Genomic DNA, 19,179 nt, shown 5'->3' on the forward strand with positions numbered 1-19,179 from the left:
TGCTTTTTATCTTCACTTATATTTCTAAAGCATAGCTTTTAAGCTATGCTTTTTTTTTCGGCTTTCGATCTTTCCTTAATAAATTTCTCAAGCTCCTTCAAATTCGGGATGTACTTTACATTGTAGTACTGCTCTAAAAAGTCGGGGCTGTTTTCCTTGAAAGCCTGTCCCCCCACAATAATCTCAAGCTGCGGGAATTCCTTCTTAACGCTTTCAATCATGTCTGTGAGCCTGACAACATTCAGGTAAAGGCTCATGGACAAAGCCAGAAGGTCCGGCTGTTTTTCATTTATAAGCTTAAAGAGTTCAGTTTCCTTGGTATTGGCTCCAAGGCAGTAAGCTTCCCAGCCCTGCAATTCAAAAACATCAGCAACCATTTTGGCGCCCACCTGATGAAATTCCTTGGGAACGCAAGCTACAATAACTTTTTTTCCTATCTTTTCCGGTGCCGAGACTACCGGGTAAGTATAACTCATCAGGCATTCGGTAATTGTTGTGGCCATGTGTTCGGTGGCCCCGCAGATTTTATTGTTCTCCCAGAGCTTCCCGACGCGTTCGAGTGAACGCTGAAAAAGCCTCTCATATAATTCTTTTGGATCAACCTTATTTTCAATAAGGTGAGCTACTATGGCCGAACACTTTGGTTTATCTCCCTCCAGCAGGCATGAAAGATACTCTAAAAAAATTACTTCGCTAATCATAATACCGTCATATTGTTATCAAATTAAAGTTTGTTGCTTAAAATTACCTGGCTTAACTCCATTTCCCTGATTAAAGTTCATTGAAGTCTAAAAATAGTTTATTTTCCCCTATTTTCACAGCAAAACTACTCAAAAAGCCTTCATAATATAAACAACAGATAAAAAAAATTTTTAATTCCCGTTTCCCGAAGGAATAATTAATATTAATGATTCCCTCCTCCCAGCCTTAAAAACATAAAGGGCAGAAAGTTTTTACCTGTCTGCCCTTTTAGATTAAAGCTTAACTTTATTCAGAACCCATTATGCTAGATTTTCTCTTTGCCTAGATTTTCTCTTTGCTGTGCAGTTCCCCGTATGTCCTGTTGTAAAGACTGATGCTTTCGTTAATTACCCTGTAGGCCTCCTCGCGCCCGAAGAAGTGCTCCACGACCACGTTCTTATGCTCATTTTTCTTGTAATCTTCAAAGAAGCGCCTGAGCTCAACAACTGTGTGCGGGGGAAGTTCCGAGATGTCATTAATATAGTTAACAGACATGTCGTTTTTTGCCACAGCAATAATTTTATCATCCCTCTCGTTTTCGTCCACCATGTGCATTACGCCTATTACCTTCGCGTCAACTATACACATAGGGTCGACCTCAATTGAACAGATGACCAGTATGTCCAGCGGATCCCTGTCATCGCAATAGGTCTGCGGAATAAAACCGTAGTTGGCCGGGTAATGAACAGATGAGAACAAAACGCGGTCGAGCCTTAAGAGTCCGCTTTCCTTGTCAAGCTCATACTTGCCTTTACTTCCCATGGGAATTTCAATTATGCTTCTTACAAACTGAGGTGCGTGCTCCCCCAGATTTACATCGTGCCATGGATTGACATTCATAGTGCCTTCTTTTTTTGAATTTAATACTTTTAGTTGAATTTAAGGAATCGCGGGGAGAAAAAAAATCTCCCGGGCCAAGTTTTTAGGGATTTTTCCGGAATGATTATTTTTTTTTATACTTTTTTTTTACTTGCAAATTATTATCATTTAGCAGAATCACAATGTACAAACAATTAAAAACAAGAATAGGAGCACTGATGTAAGTTTATACTACCTTCCATCTGCAAACAAGAATGTTGTCAGCATGATTTGTGATCGACTTGATTTGTGATCAGCGTATGCCTTGGTATTCAGAAGTTTCGTGTAATCAAGTTCAATAGCATTCCCTCAAGAAGAAAATGATTCTGTTTAAGAGGGCGCTTCCGGCCATAAAGGGCAATAAAGCCGGAAGAAGTGAATCATTTTAACAAACCTAAAGGAAAGGAGAAAACTATGAGTAGGAAAATACTTTTTCTTACTATGTTTTGCATGCTTTTACCTGCATTCCTCCTTGCACAAACCACTACAGGTAGAATCAAAGGCAAAGTCACAGACAGACAAACAGGCGAACCGCTCGTCGGGGCCAACGTTCAGGTAGTTGGAACGACTTCCGGCGCGGCTACAGATGTAAACGGCGATTATGAAATCAGGAATCTCCAGCCTGCTGTTTACAGCCTTAAAGCCTCATTCATCGGTTATACCGCAATTACTCTGAATAACGTCAGAGTTAACGCAGGACTGACCACCGAAGGGAATATTCCGCTTCCGGCCGAAGGCGTTACAGTGGGCACCGTTGAGGTTACTGCAGTCAGGCCGCTGATTAATAAAAGCAACACCAACGCCGTTCGCATAACCACAAGCGAGGATATTCAGGCCCTTCCTGTCAGGGGCGTCAACAACATCCTCAGCCTTACGGCAGGCGTTACAATCCAGAATAACGCCGTATTTATCCGCGGCGGCCGACTAGATGAAGTAGGCTACTATCTCGAAGGCGTTTCAATTACCAACCCTGTTACAGGCGGACGCGCCGTTACAATTAACCAGGATGCACTCGAGGAAGTGCAGGTCCAGGCAGGCGGCTACACGGCTGAATTCGGCGGAGCAAACTCGGGCATCATCCGCACGCAGCTGAAGACCGGGCCTCAGAACCTTAAAGTCACTGCCGAATACATCACCGACAACGTGGGCTTCCAGCCTAAAAGCAAAGGCTACAGCGGCGATAAAAGGCTTGGCGCATACTGGTTCGGCTATAACGAATTTACAGGAACCCTGGGCGGACCTGTTTTAGATGAACGCTTCCGCTTCTTTGGACTCTTTAACTACAACTACCAGAGAGATGCTAACCCGCAGCCTTACCCCGGCATCAGTCTGGGACGGGTTTCCGACGGGCTATCCGGCGATACAATTAACCTCTCCTATCCTGCCGGAGCGGTGCTTGGCAACCAAAACCAGACATTCGACTACTCGGCAACATTTACAATGGATTTTAAGCCTATACTGATCCGTTTTGCCGGGACTTACAGCTCCAACTGGAGACAAAATGCATTTAACACCAACAGAAATGCGGGCAACGTTTCCAATTTGCTGGACGTCGGCAGAATTGAACAGCGCGACCTGAAGGACGGATCGGCCAGCATTAAGCTGACTCACGTACTCAGCAATGCCGCGTACTATGAATTAAATGCGGGATACTTCAGCCAGTACGCCCACACATACGATCCCTTCCTAAAAGATAACCTCCTTGGCTACGGCGACAGCGTGGCTAATGCCAACGCGGGATTTGTATGGCAGCGCAAACCGGGCGACCCCACGGGCAGATTTATAAGGCCGGCAAGACTTACATACTGGGACTTTTCATTTAATGCCCCGGGCGATGTGACGGCAGGCTATCAGAAGGCCAACAGGCAGAACTATACACTCTCCGGAGCTTTGACATATAATATAGGCAAAGTACACGCATTTAAGATTGGTGGTGAATTCCAGAGATATACCATCAGAAACTACAGCATCGGAAATGAAGGCGGCTTTGCTCTTGCAGGACAGATAGCACAGAATGCTGCCCTGCCGGATACTGATCCGCAGAAACGTACTCTGGAGCAGATATTCATTAACCAGGGAATTAATAATTACGGCTATGATGCCCTCGGCAATGAAACAAACGCCTCGGGCGTCTATGCCCCCAAGCATCCGGTCTTTGCCGGAGCTTATGTACAGGACAGAATTGAGTTCAGGGACCTCATTCTTAACCTTGGCGTCCGCTTTGATTATATAAATACAGACAACAAGGGCCTCGCAGACATGGCCCGTCCTGAACTTACTTTCAACTATAATACTGGCGAAATCTATCCCCAGGGCCTGGTGGATGTACCAAAGTTTACTTCCATAAGCCCCCGTATAGGACTTTCATTCCCTGTAACGGACCAGACCGTATTTCATGCTCAGTTCGGAAAGTTTGTTCAGCAGACACGCCTTGCGGATATTTACCAGGGGCTTCCGCTGACATACATTAACCTGAGAGGCGGCTTCTTTATCACCAACCCGGTAGGCTTTAACGTCCGCCCGACCAGAACGACACAGTATGAACTCGGGTTTTCCCAGCAGATCGCGGACTTTGCTTCCTTCGACATCACCGGCTACTACAAGGATATAGTTGACCAGGTGGTCTACGACCAGCAGATAGTTGCACAGGGCTCCCCGTTCAAGAATTATTATATCTTAAGAAACGGTGACTTTGCAACTACCAAAGGAGTGGAAATAACCTTCAACATGAGAAGAACTGCTGGATTTGCTGTTAACGCTTCACTCTCTTTCCAGGATGCACGCGGAACTGGGTCTTTCCCGAATTCAAACCGCGGTATTGTAGGTGCGCCGCTCGAAGGATCAACTCCTTTTGCTCCGGCGTATATTTCGCCTCTTGAATTCAATAACCCGTTAAGCGGAAACGTTAACGTCGACTTCCGTTTCGGACCAGAGGAAGGGCCAGCTATTCTGCATGAATTCGGAATCTCCGCTCTGGCCAGATTTACAAGCGGACACCCTTATACTCTCGGCGTCGGCGGACAGGATCTTGAAGGCGACGCACGCGACAGACAGCCTATTGAACCGCTTAACTCTTCATCAACCCCTGCTACGTTCCAGGTGGACCTGAAAGTGGATAAAACTATCAGGCTGTTCGACGCTTTAAGCGCCAACATTTATATCTTTGTCATTAACCTCTTCGACAGAAGAAATGTCGAGAACGTATTCTTAAGAACAGGTACTACAACAGACAACGGAGTACTCAGCAATCCTAACCTCTCGGGCGACCTCTCAACCAGGCCGGGTTATGCGGATGTTTACAGGGCTATTAACATCAACTACTATGAACAGTATCAGACTGCTTCTAACCAGCTGGTAACGTTCCCATACTTCTATGGCCCGCCGCGCCAGATCAGATTAGGTATCAGACTGGAATATTAAAACAAGTTGACTGATTAAAATACTTGGAGAAATAAAAATGAAACAAATATATAAAACGTTATTACTCGTCATCTTATGTTTTGTTTTTCTTCTCCCTTCTCTGATCCTGCAGGCCGAAAGTAGGGACAAAAAGGAGGGGAAGAAGTTAAGTAAAACAATGGGTCTGCCGAATAAGACCAAAATGAACATCAATAACCTTTCCGCCTGGGTCTACAACAGCGGGGATACAGACATAGATCCTTCACAGAATGCTGGCTTTACATACCCGAAAGGCAGCGGTAAAACCGCTATATTTGAATCCGGTTTCGTCTGGGGTGCCAAGGTCAACGGAGAGGTGCGCGTCGGCGGATCAACTTACAGAACGGGACTTCAGCCGGGGAAGATCCTTTCACCCGGAAAAGCTGAAAACCCGGACCTGGATAAGAACAGAATCTACAGGGTAAGGCCTGACTATAAAACAGCAAGCCTTACAACTGAATCAAAAGAAGAAGGACTCTCAGAAGATGAGGTCCGCGCACAGTATGAGAAAGACTGGAACGAATGGCCGGCTTTAGACGGCGCCCCGTTTGAAGACCTCAACGGCAACGGCACCTACGAACCTGCCTCTGATATTCCGGGCGTACCGGGCGCCAGCCAGACAATATGGTTTGTTGACAACGACCTGAACTCCAGCCTTACAACAAACATGTACGGCTCGCAGCCTATGGGCATCGAACTGCAGTCCACCTACTGGGCCTATTCACAGGCAGGGCCTCTTAGCAACATGTACTTCAGAAAATTTCTCATGATTAATAAAAGCACTACGTCGTTTACAGACATGTACGTATCGATGTGGTGCGACCCTGACGTGGGAAATGCCACAGACGACTATGCAGGATGCGATACAACTCTCAGCCTGGGATTTGCTTATAATGCAACCCCAAATGACGCCACATACGGCGAAATGCCCCCGCCTGCTGTCGGGTTCGACTTCTTCCAGGGACCAGTTGTGGCGGGCAGCGCCAATGATTCGGCAATTACCGGCGGACGCGTCATAAGGGGAAAGAGAAATCTCCCTATGACCGCATTCTACTACTTTGCCCGCGGCAACTTAAATGTTACCGACCCTACACTGGGATCTTATGAGGGGACGACACAGTTTTACAACTTTATGCAGGGACGCGTAGGTAAGACCGGTGAAATATTCAAAACCCCGCAGGGTGTCCCGACCCCGTTTGCACTTCCGGGCGACCCGGTTACAGGCACCGGCTGGATCGACGGCCAGATAATTGGCCCCGACGACCGCAGAATTGGCCTTGCCTCGGGACCTTTTACCATGGCTGCGGGAGATACACAGGAAATAGTTGTAGCTGAAATGGCTGCCGAGGGAAGCGACAACCTGCAAAGCGTAAAGCTCCTGAAGAACTACGACATTAAGGCTCAGGACGCCTATAACTCCTTCTTCAAGATACCTACTGGCGCTACCCCGCCTAAGGTTACCGCTACACCCCTTAACAGGGCAGTTGTCCTTTCATGGGGCGATCTGGCAACTTATAACCAGACTGAAAGCTATGACTACAAGGGATTCAAGTTCCAGGGCTATAATGTCTATCAGCTGCCTTCGGCCTCGGCTACATTTGAAAACGCCAAGCTGATTGCGACCTATGACATCAAAGATACCGTAGGTACAATCTACGGCTATGTCTTTAACCCTAAGACAGGCAAGCCTGAACTTACTCCTATTCAGTTCGGCACAAACAGCGGCCTTCAGAGGTCTATTACTATAACAAAGGACTTCATAAACGGTATCCCGCTTAATAACGGAAGCCGCTACTACTACGCCGTTACAAGTTATTCGTTTAACCCCGATCCTGCTGAGGTGCCTAACGTGCTTGAAAATCCTCTGCAGATCATTACTGTTGTTCCGCAGACTTACGACCCGGGCTTTGCCTCAAACTTTAACCCGGGCGATACCTTAAGCCAGGCTGGAATCAAACACGTCGGAACCGGTGATGCTACAGTTGAAATTAAGGTGGTAGACCCGACCAAAATTACAGGGCAGACCTATACAATCAATTTCTCAACTATACCCGACAAGTTCGATGCCACCTATACTCCTCCTGATTCAGCACTGACTATAGGTACAGTCGAAATGACAGGGCAGCTTATTCTCAATGAGGATGCGACACAGCTTAAGTACAATATTACAATTACTAATATCGACTCACTGACAGGCCCCATTACACAGGCATACCTGGGTATGGTCGACACCATACTTAAGCCGATAACCTTTACTTTCCAGCAGGGGCGTAAAAATAAACTGGGCATTGCACAGGGCACATGGACCAATAAAGACGCCCAACAGCCGCTGACACAGGATATAGTAAAACTCCTCGAGGCCGGAAGAGTTTCTGTTATTGTTGCAACGGCACAGAACCCCAAGGGTGAAATTACAGCTCCATTCAGCATCAGCAGCTATCCGTGGTATGTAATGCGGGGAGACCAGAGAGTTGCCACCTACCAGCAAAACTACAGCCTTAATGAAGATTACCCGATAATTGATGGACTCGAGTTCAAGGTCGGCAATCTCACATTCTCCGCACCAACAGCCTATTCATCTGCCGAACAGACGGTTAAGGTAAATAAGGACACAAAACCGATCGTGTTTTCAGGTGACGCCACATTCTTCGGCGGCGTAACAGGCCGTTCGTTTGAACTCTTCCCCGGAGGAGGCGATGCTGCCACACAGGAAGACCTCATACAGGATCTTGAGCTGAGGTGGACCGGCGTCAGGGTCAGCGAGGCTGCAGAAGATACAACTATTGTATCGGGCGGACAGATGGCAGTGGCTTATTCAAGCAACCGCCAGGCACACGCAACAATCAGAATACCCTTTGAGCTCTGGGAAGTTGAACGCAAACGCCAGATCAACGTTGCCTTCAGATCGAGAAACTTCGATACAAAGGATCCTTGGGGAGCCGGAGGAGCCCCGACATACATGAGGATCCGCGGCAGCCGTGCGTATATTGTCCCTGTTGCAACTCCATACAGCGACACCGTTACTGCGGCTACTGTCAACCTGACCAGCCCCAAGGCAACCTGGTTCCTTTACTTCGATGCCGACAAGAATCACTGGGATACAGGCGACAGGTTTGTGGTTAAATTTGCAAACAATATCATCCCGGGAACGGATACATACACATTCACAGCTCCTGCCCCTATGGCCTATAACGCTCAGCAGGCAGCTCAGGATGTACAAAACATCAATGTGTTCCCGAATCCGTACTACGGTGTAAATCCGCAGGAATTAAACAAATATCAGCGTTTCGTTACTTTTAGCCACCTGCCCAAGGATGCTATAATCCGTATCTATAACATTGCAGGAACCCTGATTAAGACAATTACAAGAGCCAGCGCAACAAGCCAGTACGAGCGCTGGGACCTTGCAAATGAATCGGGCCTTCCTGTTGCCAGCGGCATTTACCTGGCTTATATAGAAATGCCCGGACTTGGTTCCAAGATACTGAAAGTAGCTGTAATTCAAGAGCAGCAAGTGCTGGATAGATTCTAATTAAAATTGAGGAGATAAAATGAAAAAATATATTAAATATATAAGCCTGATGTTACTCCTCCTCCTTGCTACGGCTGAAATAATCTATGCGGGCGGAGGCAGACGTAACGGAACCGGAGGAGCTTCTGAACTCCTTATACCTGTCGGTGTAAGAGGCATTGGCCTTTCAGGCGCCAATACTTCTACTACTACCGGAATCGAGGCCCTTTACTGGAACCCCGCCGGAATTGCAAGGACTGATAAGTCTGCTGAGGCTACTTTCTCCTATATGAAGTACCTGGCAGATATGGGTGTGACTTACGGTGCCGTTGAGGCAAATATCGCGGGCTTCGGCGCTCTTGCCTTCAGCATTAAATCTCTTTCGTTCGGAGACATCAATGTAACCACAACGAATAACCCGGATGGTACGGGAGAAACCTTCAGTCCACAGTTCCTGACTTTAGGCCTCTCCTTTGCAAGAGCCCTGAGCGACCGTATTTCTGTCGGCATAACAGGCAGCCTAATCATGGAAAATATCGCTCAGGTTTCTGCCAACGGTGTGGCCTTTAACGTAGGAATCATGTACGAAAACCTGGGAGACCTGACAGGACTAAGCCTTGGTGTGGCAATCAAGAACCTGGGCCCTCAGATGACCTTTAGCGGCCCGGGGCTTTATACTCAGGCCTCAGCTGCTTCCTATGAGCGCCCCGCACAGCTCTATAAGGTTGAAGCAGCCTCATTCGAGCTGCCTTCAACCCTGGAATTCGGACTTGCATACAGGCCTGTTTTGGATGCGCAGAATTCGCTGCTTGTTGCAACGACATTCCAGAACAACAACTTCTCCGGCGATGTTTACCGCTTCGGCGCCGAGTATACGTTCAATAACCTTCTCTCTTTACGCGGCGGCTACGGCTATACACCCGCCAGTCAGGAAGCCGGCTATATCTGGGGATTCACGGCTGGCGCTGGCATTAACTACGAAGTCGGCGGCGGCACGGCTATAAGAGTGGATTATGCTTACCGTCAGGTAAAGAGCAGTTTCGATGCAAACCATGTGTTCTCTGTTGGATTAGCGTTCTAAATCAAAAAAAGAGGCAGGTTTTGGCCTGCCTCTTTCTTTATCTGTATAAATACTGATGCTTACTTTCTCTTCTTCCCCTCAGCTTCTTCCAGCTTCTTTGTCTCCTCACGCGAGAGGACTTTATCCGGATCAAGAAGTATCACAAGCTCATCTTCAACCTTGGCTACAGATGTGATGTAATCTGCACTTTTGCCTACTGCAAGCGTTGGAGGCGGAACAAGAACGCTTTCGGGAATCCTTAAGACCTCTTTTACTGCATCAACAATAAAACCGATGGTCTTACCCCCTAACTCAACAATTATGATCCTCGTATCCTTATCGTATTCACGGGGCGGCATCTTTACTTTCTTTCTCAGATTAATGACGGGAATAACCGATCCCCTCAGGTTGATGACGCCTTCAATAAATTCAGGTGCCCTCGGAACCCTTGTTATCTCTGTCATACGGTTGATCTCTTTTATTCTCTTTATGTCAACTCCGTAGCACTCTTTCCCGAGATTGAACCCTACCAGCTGCACAATAGCCTCGTGGGCTTTTGCATCCTGCTGCTTTAAGTCCTGCCGCGTTTGATCCTGCAGTTTTACTTCCTGCTGCTGCCCGGCTGTGGCCTTTTCCTGTTTCTTTTCTTCAGGCTTAATTGCTCCTGAGGTATTTATGGCAGGAGCCTTATCAGCAGAAGGGGTACTTTCTTTTACCTGAGGAGCTTCCGGCTTTGCGCTGCTCATTTTCTCCTCTTCTTCAACCTGTGCACGGGTTACCATGGTTTCGTCTCTCAGGACCTCAGCAATTAAAGCCTGGCGGAATGCTTCGGCCGGATCAATTTCCTCTTCCTTAACTTCCGCTTTTTCAGCTGAATCCATGTTTACAGATGGTTCTGCAATTTCGGCATCAACTTCTTCTTTTACAGGTTCTTCTGATTTTCCGGCACTTTCTTTCGTAAGAGGCTCATTAAGCCAGGGATCAGCAACCTCCTCTGTAGCGTCGTGCTCAACAGGACTCGTAAACTCCTGAATTTCAACAGAACCTTCAACCAGTTCAATATCCTGAGATACACTAAGAAGTACTTCAGAAGCGCTCCTTAAATCCTCCGCAGGAGAATCCGGGGCGTTATTTATCTCTTCAGCAATTTCAGCAATTATTTTCTCATCAATATTCTCAATGTTCTGCTGCCTCTGAGCATTTTCCTCTGAAACAGGCTTTTCAGATGCAAGAGCTTCAGTCTTCTGCTCTAAAGAATCCTCTTTATCCTGCAGTTTTTTTTCTTTTTCAATTTTTCTGAGTTTAAGAATATTAATCATACGTCAAAAATTCCCGCTTGTGTTTTTTGAAATTATTCTCCGACAGTCTCTTTTGCCTCTGCCAGAGCATTTTCGTCTGCAAGGCTGTCTTCAAAATACAGTATTGATCTGGCTGCAGATTCCACGTCACTTGCCTCCACGGCATCCTTTTCATGCGTCATGGCCTCCATCATAGAAAAAGCCGCCAGGTGGTTTACAGGTCTCGGATACCCCCCTGTAATCCTGTGAATCCTCTCAATAGCCTCGGGAGTAAAAATACTCTCGCCCTCAAGGCCCGCCACTCTTAAGCGGTGGCTTATGTAACTATCCAGCTCTTCTGCAGTAAGCGGATTCAGTGTGAGTGTAAACCTGACCCTTTGAAGAAATGCCCTGTGTGTTTTCTTCTTCAGCTTCTTTAAGAGCTCCTGCTGACCCATGAGAATAATTGAGATCAGATTCTGCTCGTCAGTCTGATAGTTGCTCAAAAGCCTCAGCTCCTCGAAGATCTTTGTGCCAGGAATTACCTGCGCCTCATCAATTATTACTACAGGATATTTATTCTCCAAGAACAGATTTACCAGGCCTTCCTGCAGGGATTTTACCAGCAGTGACTTTGAATGCGGAGCTTTATCGTCAAAGAGCTGTCCATAGATCTCACGTAAAAGCTGCGTAGAGGACATTACCGGATTTATTATCCAGGCCACCCTGAAGGTTTCTTCCGGCAGGCTGTCTACAAGATAACGAGAAAGCACGGTCTTACCTGAACCCACCTCCCCGGTGATCATTCCAAATTCATGCTGCTCGATTGCCATTTTCATCCATTCAATGGCCGATGCGTGCGGTGTGCTTAAATATAAAAACTTCGGATCCGGTGTAATACCGAAAGGATTAACCTTCAGATTAAAGTATTCCCAGTACATTCCACCTCGGTAAAATGGTTAATGGTTGCAATTCTTAATTTTCCTTCCTTTTCCCGGAAAATTACATTCCAAAATATAACATTCCGTTTTATTATCGGAAAAAGAAAAAATAAATTAAGTTTTTTCTCCTAAAATGAGTGCAACCGGGAAATGGCTGAATACTTCTTTTGCCATAAAGAACCCCCGCGAGGCGGATTTTTCAGATTTTACCAGCCTCTGGCCTGTAAAAACATTTTTCCAGGATTTTATTTCCTGCGGCAGGGCGATCATTGTATCCCCCCAGGCTTCACCCAGTGGAAGTTCCCCTTCTTTTACAAATTCAGTTAACAAGCGAGGCGCAATAGTTACAGCCCACCTGTTATTGAGCTTTCTTGCAAAGGTTATAAGGTTCTGAGCGTGGCTGCCTCCCGTGTTTACCGGGATGTACTCCCCGTCCAAAAAGACTTCCCTGTTTTCATTTCTTGCCTTAAGCGCCTGGTGCATCAGGTACATCTTTATCCGGCCGTCGGGCATTGCGTCTAAAATGCTCTTCAGATATCTCAATCTGTCTTTTTCAGGGTTATTTCTTATCTCCTCAAGATGACCCCTTCTCAGGCTGAAATCCACCGGGCGGCGGTTGTCAGGGTCTACCAGTGACATGTCCCACAATTCTGTCCCCTGGTACACATCAGGTACGCCGGTGGATGTAAACTTAATAAGAACCTGGCTAAGCGAATTAAACATTCCGTAGAACGCCACCTTCTTCTGAAACCCTGTAAAATCCAGCAGGAAATGGTTTCCATCAGAAGGAGTAAGAATTTTTTCCACGAAAGAGGAATAGGCCTGTTCATATTCCTCATCGGGCTTAATCCATGCGGTGTGAACTTTGGCCTCGCGTGTGGCTTTGACAATATATTCCTTTATACGGGCTATATAAGTTGTCAGGTCTGTCTGTTCAAAGGGAAATGATCCGATTAGCGTCTGGTAGAGGAAATACTCGTCGTTTTTGTCAGGTATTACTTCCCCGTTTAAGTTTTCTTTCATTGAGCTGTTCAGCCTGCTCCAGGTGTTTACCCTTTCTTCCCATTCATCCGGTATTTCCGAAAGGACGTTTATCCTGGCCCTCATGTCCTCGCCGCGCTTGGTGTCGTGTGTGGCGGTTGCATTCATTGAATGAGGCCACAGATTAGCCCTCTTCTGGCAGAAAGTATGAAATTCATCCGTAGTAATTCCGAAACGCCCGGGGTTGCCCCCCACTTCATTCATTGAAATAAGCCGGTTATAGACATACAAGGCCGTATCCTCAAACCCCTTTGCCATCAGGGGGCCCGTAAGCTGCTGAAACTTCATTACAAAGTCGAGCGCTATTTTTTTCTGCTCCTCCGTAAAATGCTCACGGAAGCTCAGCATAAGAAGGTTGCATATGTAGTTAAACTCTTGCGAAAGCCTGGGATTTATCCTTGAAACCCTCTTAAAGAGACCCTCGAGATATTTTTTATCCCTTTCCGTATAATTCTCCGCATTTATATAGGTCCTGTATATCGGGAAATACGTCAGTATCTCCTCCAGAGCCCGTTTAAGCCCGTGCATCGTAATGTCAATACCGTAGCGGTCAATGCTGGAGACGGCTTCAACCAGGAATGCCAGGCGTTCTACTTCTCCGGCCATACGGGTCTGAATAATAAGTCTTTTTTTCTCAGCCACCACCCTTTCATAAGGCGTGGTAAACCCTGAAAACCTTTGATACACCTCAGTAAGGGCCCTCTCGTTTTCCTTTTTGATAAAAATCCCGTTCACATAATTTACAAACTCATAACCCGTTGTCCCCTCAATGGGCCACTCGGTGGGCAGTTCCTCCTCAAGCTCAAGGATTTTTTCAACCACGAGATAGTTATCCTGCAGGCGTCCGCGGAGCCTTTTAAGGTATGAAGTCGGGTCATAAAGCCCGTCGACGTGGTCTATTCTTAAGCCGTCAATTTTCCCTTCATCTACAAGCCTTAGCACCAGCGTATGTATGCGGTTAAATACTTCCTCATTTTCCATCTTAAGGGAAATAAGGCTGCTTATATTAAAAAATCTTCTGTAGTTGATCTCTTCATTTGCCACCTTCCAGTAGGCCAGACGGAAATACTGGTCGGAAAGAAGCTTTTCAAGCATGTTAAAACTTTCAGCAACACCTTTTCTTCCGTTATAGATCCTCATGTTTTCATCTATGAACTCTTTAATCACCTCGTTACCGGTGTAGAGCTCGTAGAGCATTCCTTTGACAAATTTTATCTGCGAATATCTTTCCTCTATTTCCTCTGAGGCCGGAAGCGATCTGAGTATATACATAACTGCCAGATACTTGATCACATCAGAATTATTTTTCCCCAGCCTGTTCTGCAGGCTCGACATTCTGAATGAAAGTATGTCCGAATATGATTCCATCTTAAGTGGGAAACGGTTGTCGTAATAATAGATGCTGAAGCCCTCAGCGTCATATTTTAGTACCAGTTCACCGTCTTCCAGGACTTCCTGAAAATACTTCCCCAGGAATGGAGCCAGTACCCTCTGCCGAACGCTCGCGTGCGGGTGGTTCCATTCAATGTCAAAGAAGCTGATAAAGCGCGAGTTGGGACCATTTTCAAGCAAATCGACAATCATCTGGTTTTCGGCCGAATAGGACATATGGTTTGGAACAACATCCTGCAGCCACCCCATTTTATACTTTTTATACTCCCCGACCAGGCTGTCAAAATCCTCTTCTGTGCCCAGTTCAGGATTAAACTGGTTCGGGTCAACAACGTCATAGCCATGCATGCTCCCCTTTGCAGCCTTCATAATGGGGGAAGAATAAATGTCCGAAATTCCCAGCTCTGAAAGGTAGCGCACAATTTCTTTCAGGTCGTTAAAAGTAAAAGCAGCGTTAAGCTGCAGCCTGTAGGTGGATTTTGGGATATGCATATTCTGCCTGTAATGGTTACAAAGAAGATAATTATAATAGCGGAGGCCTTAATTTCCTAAAGCCTCCTCCCGGTCAATTGAGACTTCACGTCAATTATTCAGGTCTGTTCCAGTTTAATCTGCATTTCTTGTTCCAGTTTCTTGAAGTTGCCCATCCATTTTTGAGCATACTGCGTACCTTTTCTGGCCTTCGACTTCATAGGATGCAGGTGATCCTGCCCGACTAAGAAAAGGATATTCTGTGCCTTCCACATATTAAGGTCCAGACCTATTCCGTGCAGTGAAATCAGGTCATCTGCCATTTCGTTCATAAGGCTGGTATTCATTGGGTCTTCAGCCAGTTTCTGCGCCATTTTGTTAATCCGTCTGGAAGCCACATAGCTTAACCTTTGGTTTTCCAGCTGAATGGACCACTTCTTTGCTTCGGCCGACAGCTTCATAAGTTTTTCATTATCTATAGGATCACTGCTCTCAAGTATTTTCAGTATATCCGAATTAATGACAAACTCCACGGCTGTTGAAATTGCCTTCGGCAGAGGCAGCCTAGCATCCACAAGAGCCTGCATTAAGGGATAGTGGTTTTCATAAATCTGCCTGAATGAAAACTCAATTTCTTCCAGCGTTTTTCTCATAATTATTCGATATACCTTGCGGCTCTCATCCTTGAACAGGTGCCACAATGTGTAGTTATGAGTGCCGAAATGCTTATCCAAAAGAAGGACCATCTCAACGAGGTTCATTTTCTGGAAAGCATCAACAAGCTCACTCTTCATCTCGTTAAATGCTTCATCACCCTTAAACTCCCTCACGCCGCCGTTTACAATCTGATCGCCGAAATGTATGACTGCATAGCTTACGGGGGTATCTTCCAGCGTTATATTTGAATGCATCAGGGCGCGTCCAATAATCATCCTCTGCCTTCCCGCCTCAAATCTCTCGTCGGAATCTTCCGCGACTTTGTAGCTGAAAATTTCAGTACCCTCTTCATCTTTCTTATTCTCGAAAAGAGCCTTAATTGCAAAGTGGGCTGCAACCCTGAGCATGTCGATGAATGCGGGTTTAACGTACATTTCATATGCCCGTCCGCCATTTTGCACTTCTGGAATATTGCTTGGTGCTTTCTCCAGACGCTTGATAAATTCAGCCTCCAGGTCAGGTCCGCCAAGCTCACGCGCCAGCTGAATTGCACGGCCTGCATACATTATCACCTGGATGGTCTCAATGCCCGAGATCTCATCAAAAAACCATCCGCAGCTTGTGTACATCAAAAGCGCATGACGCTCCATTTCAAGAAGTTTAAGAATTCTTGTTTTCTTTTCATCCGTAAAGCCGTTCGAGGAGAATGAAGAAAAGAATTTATTCAAGCTTTCAGGACGCCTGTCCAGAATAACATTTATATAATCGTCCCGGAGTTTCCAGGGGGCCTCAGTAAAGTCTGCAACACCTTTCTCATAGAATCCTATAAGTTCGTCCCTCAGCCAGTCCAGAGCCTCTCTTAGTGGTGCCCTCCACTCCTGTCCCCAGCCCGGGCGGCCGGTGTTGCATCCGCAGTTACTGCGCCATCTTTCAATTCCGTGTATGCAGCTCCACGAAGTGTCTTCAATAATTTCAACTTCATGCGTGGGAGGATACTTCTCCAGGAACTCTCCATAGACAGTTATCTTAGCCAAATTATTGCTTTCGATAAAGTTCAGGCAGTAGGCAAGTGCCATATCGCCGTGCTTTGCATGGTGGCCGTAGGTTTCACCGTCTGTTGCAATATTAGCAAGCTGCGGGGCGTCGTCATCCCTGAAAGTGCCGACAAGGCGGTTGGCCAGGTTCTCCCCGTTTTTCAGGAGGTCGCCGAAGGCCAGCTCCTGCGAAATCGGCCCGTCATAGAAAAACAGGTTAATTGTTCTTCCCGAAGGAAGCCTGCAAAGGTATGCCATTTTGGGGTCAATTGATGCGTTGCTTACGTCAGTCCATTCTTCAGAATCCATCGGCTTTACCTGCTTTGCCTGCCGGGGTGCCAGTATTGTAAACTTGATTCCAAACTCTGCAAGTATATCGAGCGTTTCATTGTCAACTGCGGTCTCAGCAAGCCACATCCCTTCAGGTTCGCGCCCGAAGCGGAATTTAAAATCGGCAATGCCCCAGATTATCTGAGTGCGTTTGTCGTTTGTGTTGGCAAGGGGCATGATCATATGGTTATAAACCTGTGCAATAGCCGATCCGTGGCCTGAATAGAGTTCCCGGCTTTCAATATCAGCCTGTATAATGCTCTTATATGTATCGGGTGAATGCTTCTCCATCCACAAAAGAAGCGTAGGCCCAAAGTTAAAGCTGATCTTTGAATAATTATTTAAAATGTTAAGAACCGTGCCGTCTCCTGCCTGTATGCGGGCCGCCGTATTGGGGCTGTAGCATTCGGCATTAATTCTCTCATTCCAGTCCCGGTAAGGGTAAGCCGAATCCTGCACTTCAATCTCTTCAAGCCATGGGTTCTCCCTCGGGGGCTGATAAAAATGCCCATGAATACATACGTATCTGTTCATAAGTTCTCCTTTATTATCCTTTCATTTTCATCTCATATCACTTCCAGCTCATAAAGAGCGAAGCTGAATTCTTTAATTGTAATGTCCTGCTTCTTATCTAATCTGTCCGGCATTGAAGAGCCTTTCCCCATCCATCTGCCTTCTGCCGAATCTAAAACTTTTCTCCACCTGCCTTTTGGCACAGTTGCATAGGAGGTAACTTCCATATCGTTAAAATTCATAAGGCAGTATATTCCGTTTTCACGTTTCCACCTGTGGAAGAAGATGATCTTATCATCTTCTACTTCTGTTACGCTCATATCGCTCCTGTCGAAATTCTTCAGGGCCGGAAGCGTATTTCTAAGCCTGATTAGCTCCCTGTAAAATCCCAGCATTACGCCGTGCTTTCCTTCATGCCTTTTTTCCCATTTCAGCTTTGAGTTCATATAGGTCATTTCGCTCTGCGGGTCGGGCACCTCACTCTGCCACTGAAAATTCTTAAACTCCTCTTTTCTCCCCTCCTGAACGGCTTTAACGAGCACGGGGTCGCTGTGGCTCACGAAATACTGGAACGGTGTGTCCTCAGCGTACTCCTCGCCCATAAAAAGCATCGGTATATAAGGCGACAGAAGCATTACGCCTGCAGCAAGCTTTGCGGCATCAAATGACACCAGGCTCGAAAGCCTTTCGCCAAAGGCACGGTTTCCGATCTGGTCGTGATTCTGCGTGCTCACAATAAACTGGTATGTAGGCCTTTCGGAAGGATCATTTCCATGCCTTCTTTTGCGCGATCTTGAATACTGCCCGGTATATACAAAACTGTTCTTGAGTGCTTTGGCCATATCGCCCATTGTCCCGAAATCAACGTAGTAGCCTGAATTTTCACCCGTTAGAAGAGTGTGAAGCGAGTGATGGAAGTCGTCGGTCCACTGTGCATGGCAGCCGTAGCCTCCTATTTCTCTTGGGTTGATGAGCCTTACGTCGTTCAGGTCGCTTTCAAGTATAAGGTAATGTTTCCTCCCTTCAGTCTTCGAGAGGTGGTCTGTGTACTCGGCCATTTCCTCCAGTATGTGTCTGGCGCTGAAGTCGTAAATGCTGTGAACCGCATCCAGCCTCAGGGCGTCAACGTGGAAGTCCCGGAGCCAGTAGAGGACATTCTCAATGAAATAGTTTCTTACTCCGTCGCTATACTCCTCATCAAAATTAATGGCGTCACCCCAGGGGGTCTTATATTTTGAAGTAAAGTACGGTCCGTAGCTGTGGAGGTAATTGCCCGCGGGACCGAAATGGTTGTAGACCACGTCAATTATTACTGACAGGCCCTTATTGTGGCAGGCATCAACAAAACGCTTTAATGCCTCAGCACCGCCATATGAGCTTTGTACGGCAAACGGATAAACACCGTCGTAACCCCAATTCCTTTCGCCCGGATACTGCGAAACAGGCATAACCTCAACTGCAGTAACACCCAGATCCTTCAGGTCATCAAGCCTTTTAATTGCCGAGTCAAATGTGCCCTCATCAGTTAATGTTCCGATATGCACTTCATAGATTATATAATTTGTAATCGGAATGCCTTCCCACCCCTTGTCAGTCCACCTGAAGGAGTTGTGATCAATAATCTCGGAAGGGCCGTGAACATCCTCGGGCTGAGAGTTGGAGGCCGGATCGCTCCTGTCGGTTTCGCCATCTATCCTGTAGAAATAATGCTGCCCCGGTCTTACATTCTCTGCTGCGGCCCTCCAGTAATATTCCTCGTCTCTCTGCATCGGGATTATTCTTTCTCCTCCGTCAAGCATTCTGACTTCCATTTTTTCCGCAATTGGCGACCATACAACAAATTCACACTTTCCATCACCTGAATAGTTAGCACCTATCTTCATAATTCACCTAACATAAGTCACACACACTCAAT

10 protein-coding genes are annotated in these 19,179 nt (G+C 46.6%); 3 read left to right on the plus strand and 7 right to left on the minus strand.

Annotated features, from left to right (window positions below):
• Positions 1–38: 38 nt before the first annotated feature.
• A complete protein-coding gene (locus HF312_06025) occupies positions 39–701 on the minus strand; it encodes a cobalamin-binding protein (protein ID MCU7519757.1) in 663 nt (220 codons plus the stop codon).
• Between the two features lie 322 nt (positions 702–1,023).
• Positions 1,024–1,581 carry an inorganic diphosphatase gene (locus HF312_06030; protein MCU7519758.1) on the minus strand — a complete coding sequence of 186 codons (558 nt, stop codon included), beginning with the start codon at positions 1,579–1,581 and terminating at the stop codon, positions 1,024–1,026.
• 432 nt (positions 1,582–2,013) lie between these two features.
• On the opposite strand from HF312_06030, the gene HF312_06035 reads away from it, so the two are divergent.
• The 3 genes from HF312_06035 to HF312_06045 are packed head-to-tail and all read left to right on the plus strand — an operon-like array spanning position 2,014 to position 9,629.
• Positions 2,014–5,019: a TonB-dependent receptor gene (locus tag HF312_06035; protein ID MCU7519759.1), complete on the plus strand. Its 3,006-nt coding sequence runs from the start codon at positions 2,014–2,016 to the stop codon at positions 5,017–5,019.
• Between the two features lie 37 nt (positions 5,020–5,056).
• Positions 5,057–8,569 carry a CHRD domain-containing protein gene (locus HF312_06040; protein ID MCU7519760.1) on the plus strand — a complete coding sequence of 1,171 codons (3,513 nt, stop codon included), beginning with the start codon at positions 5,057–5,059 and terminating at the stop codon, positions 8,567–8,569.
• A gap of 19 nt (positions 8,570–8,588) precedes the next feature.
• Complete coding sequence (locus HF312_06045; GenBank protein MCU7519761.1) at positions 8,589–9,629, plus strand: PorV/PorQ family protein; 1,041 nt, start codon at positions 8,589–8,591, stop codon at positions 9,627–9,629.
• 59 nt (positions 9,630–9,688) lie between these two features.
• Here the strand turns inward: HF312_06045 and HF312_06050 are convergent, their stop codons facing one another.
• The 5 genes from HF312_06050 to treZ all read right to left on the minus strand — a co-directional run bounded on the left by HF312_06050 (position 9,689) and on the right by treZ (position 19,147).
• The gene (locus tag HF312_06050; protein MCU7519762.1) at positions 9,689–10,354 is read right to left on the minus strand and encodes a purine-binding chemotaxis protein CheW; all 666 of its coding nucleotides are present in this window, start codon (positions 10,352–10,354) and stop codon (positions 9,689–9,691) included.
• Between the two features lie 605 nt (positions 10,355–10,959).
• Positions 10,960–11,826, minus strand: coding sequence for an AAA family ATPase (locus tag HF312_06055; GenBank protein ID MCU7519763.1), 867 nt, complete (start codon positions 11,824–11,826; stop codon positions 10,960–10,962).
• Between the two features lie 114 nt (positions 11,827–11,940).
• Positions 11,941–14,751: a malto-oligosyltrehalose synthase gene (gene treY, locus HF312_06060; protein ID MCU7519764.1), complete on the minus strand. Its 2,811-nt coding sequence runs from the start codon at positions 14,749–14,751 to the stop codon at positions 11,941–11,943.
• Positions 14,752–14,849: 98 nt separating this feature from the next.
• Positions 14,850–17,285: a DUF3536 domain-containing protein gene (locus HF312_06065; GenBank protein ID MCU7519765.1), complete on the minus strand. Its 2,436-nt coding sequence runs from the start codon at positions 17,283–17,285 to the stop codon at positions 14,850–14,852.
• 32 nt (positions 17,286–17,317) lie between these two features.
• Complete coding sequence (gene treZ / locus HF312_06070) at positions 17,318–19,147, minus strand: malto-oligosyltrehalose trehalohydrolase (GenBank protein ID MCU7519766.1); 1,830 nt, start codon at positions 19,145–19,147, stop codon at positions 17,318–17,320.
• Positions 19,148–19,179 lie beyond the last annotated feature (32 nt).

This window comes from Ignavibacteria bacterium, assembly GCA_025612375.1.
Lineage (GTDB): Bacteria > Bacteroidota > Ignavibacteria > Ignavibacteriales > SURF-24 > JAAXKN01.

Coding starts and splice junctions, on each gene's coding strand:
- HF312_06025 (MCU7519757.1), bottom strand. CDS start 701: ATGATTAGCGAAGTAATTTTTTTAGAGTATCTTTCATGCCTGCTGGAG.
- HF312_06030 (MCU7519758.1), bottom strand. CDS start 1,581: ATGAATGTCAATCCATGGCACGATGTAAATCTGGGGGAGCACGCACCT.
- HF312_06035 (MCU7519759.1), top strand. CDS start 2,014: ATGAGTAGGAAAATACTTTTTCTTACTATGTTTTGCATGCTTTTACCT.
- HF312_06040 (MCU7519760.1), top strand. CDS start 5,057: ATGAAACAAATATATAAAACGTTATTACTCGTCATCTTATGTTTTGTT.
- HF312_06045 (MCU7519761.1), top strand. CDS start 8,589: ATGAAAAAATATATTAAATATATAAGCCTGATGTTACTCCTCCTCCTT.
- HF312_06050 (MCU7519762.1), bottom strand. CDS start 10,354: ATGAGCAGCGCAAAGCCGGAAGCTCCTCAGGTAAAAGAAAGTACCCCT.
- HF312_06055 (MCU7519763.1), bottom strand. CDS start 11,826: ATGTACTGGGAATACTTTAATCTGAAGGTTAATCCTTTCGGTATTACA.
- treY (MCU7519764.1), bottom strand. CDS start 14,751: ATGCATATCCCAAAATCCACCTACAGGCTGCAGCTTAACGCTGCTTTT.
- HF312_06065 (MCU7519765.1), bottom strand. CDS start 17,285: ATGAACAGATACGTATGTATTCATGGGCATTTTTATCAGCCCCCGAGG.
- treZ (MCU7519766.1), bottom strand. CDS start 19,147: ATGAAGATAGGTGCTAACTATTCAGGTGATGGAAAGTGTGAATTTGTT.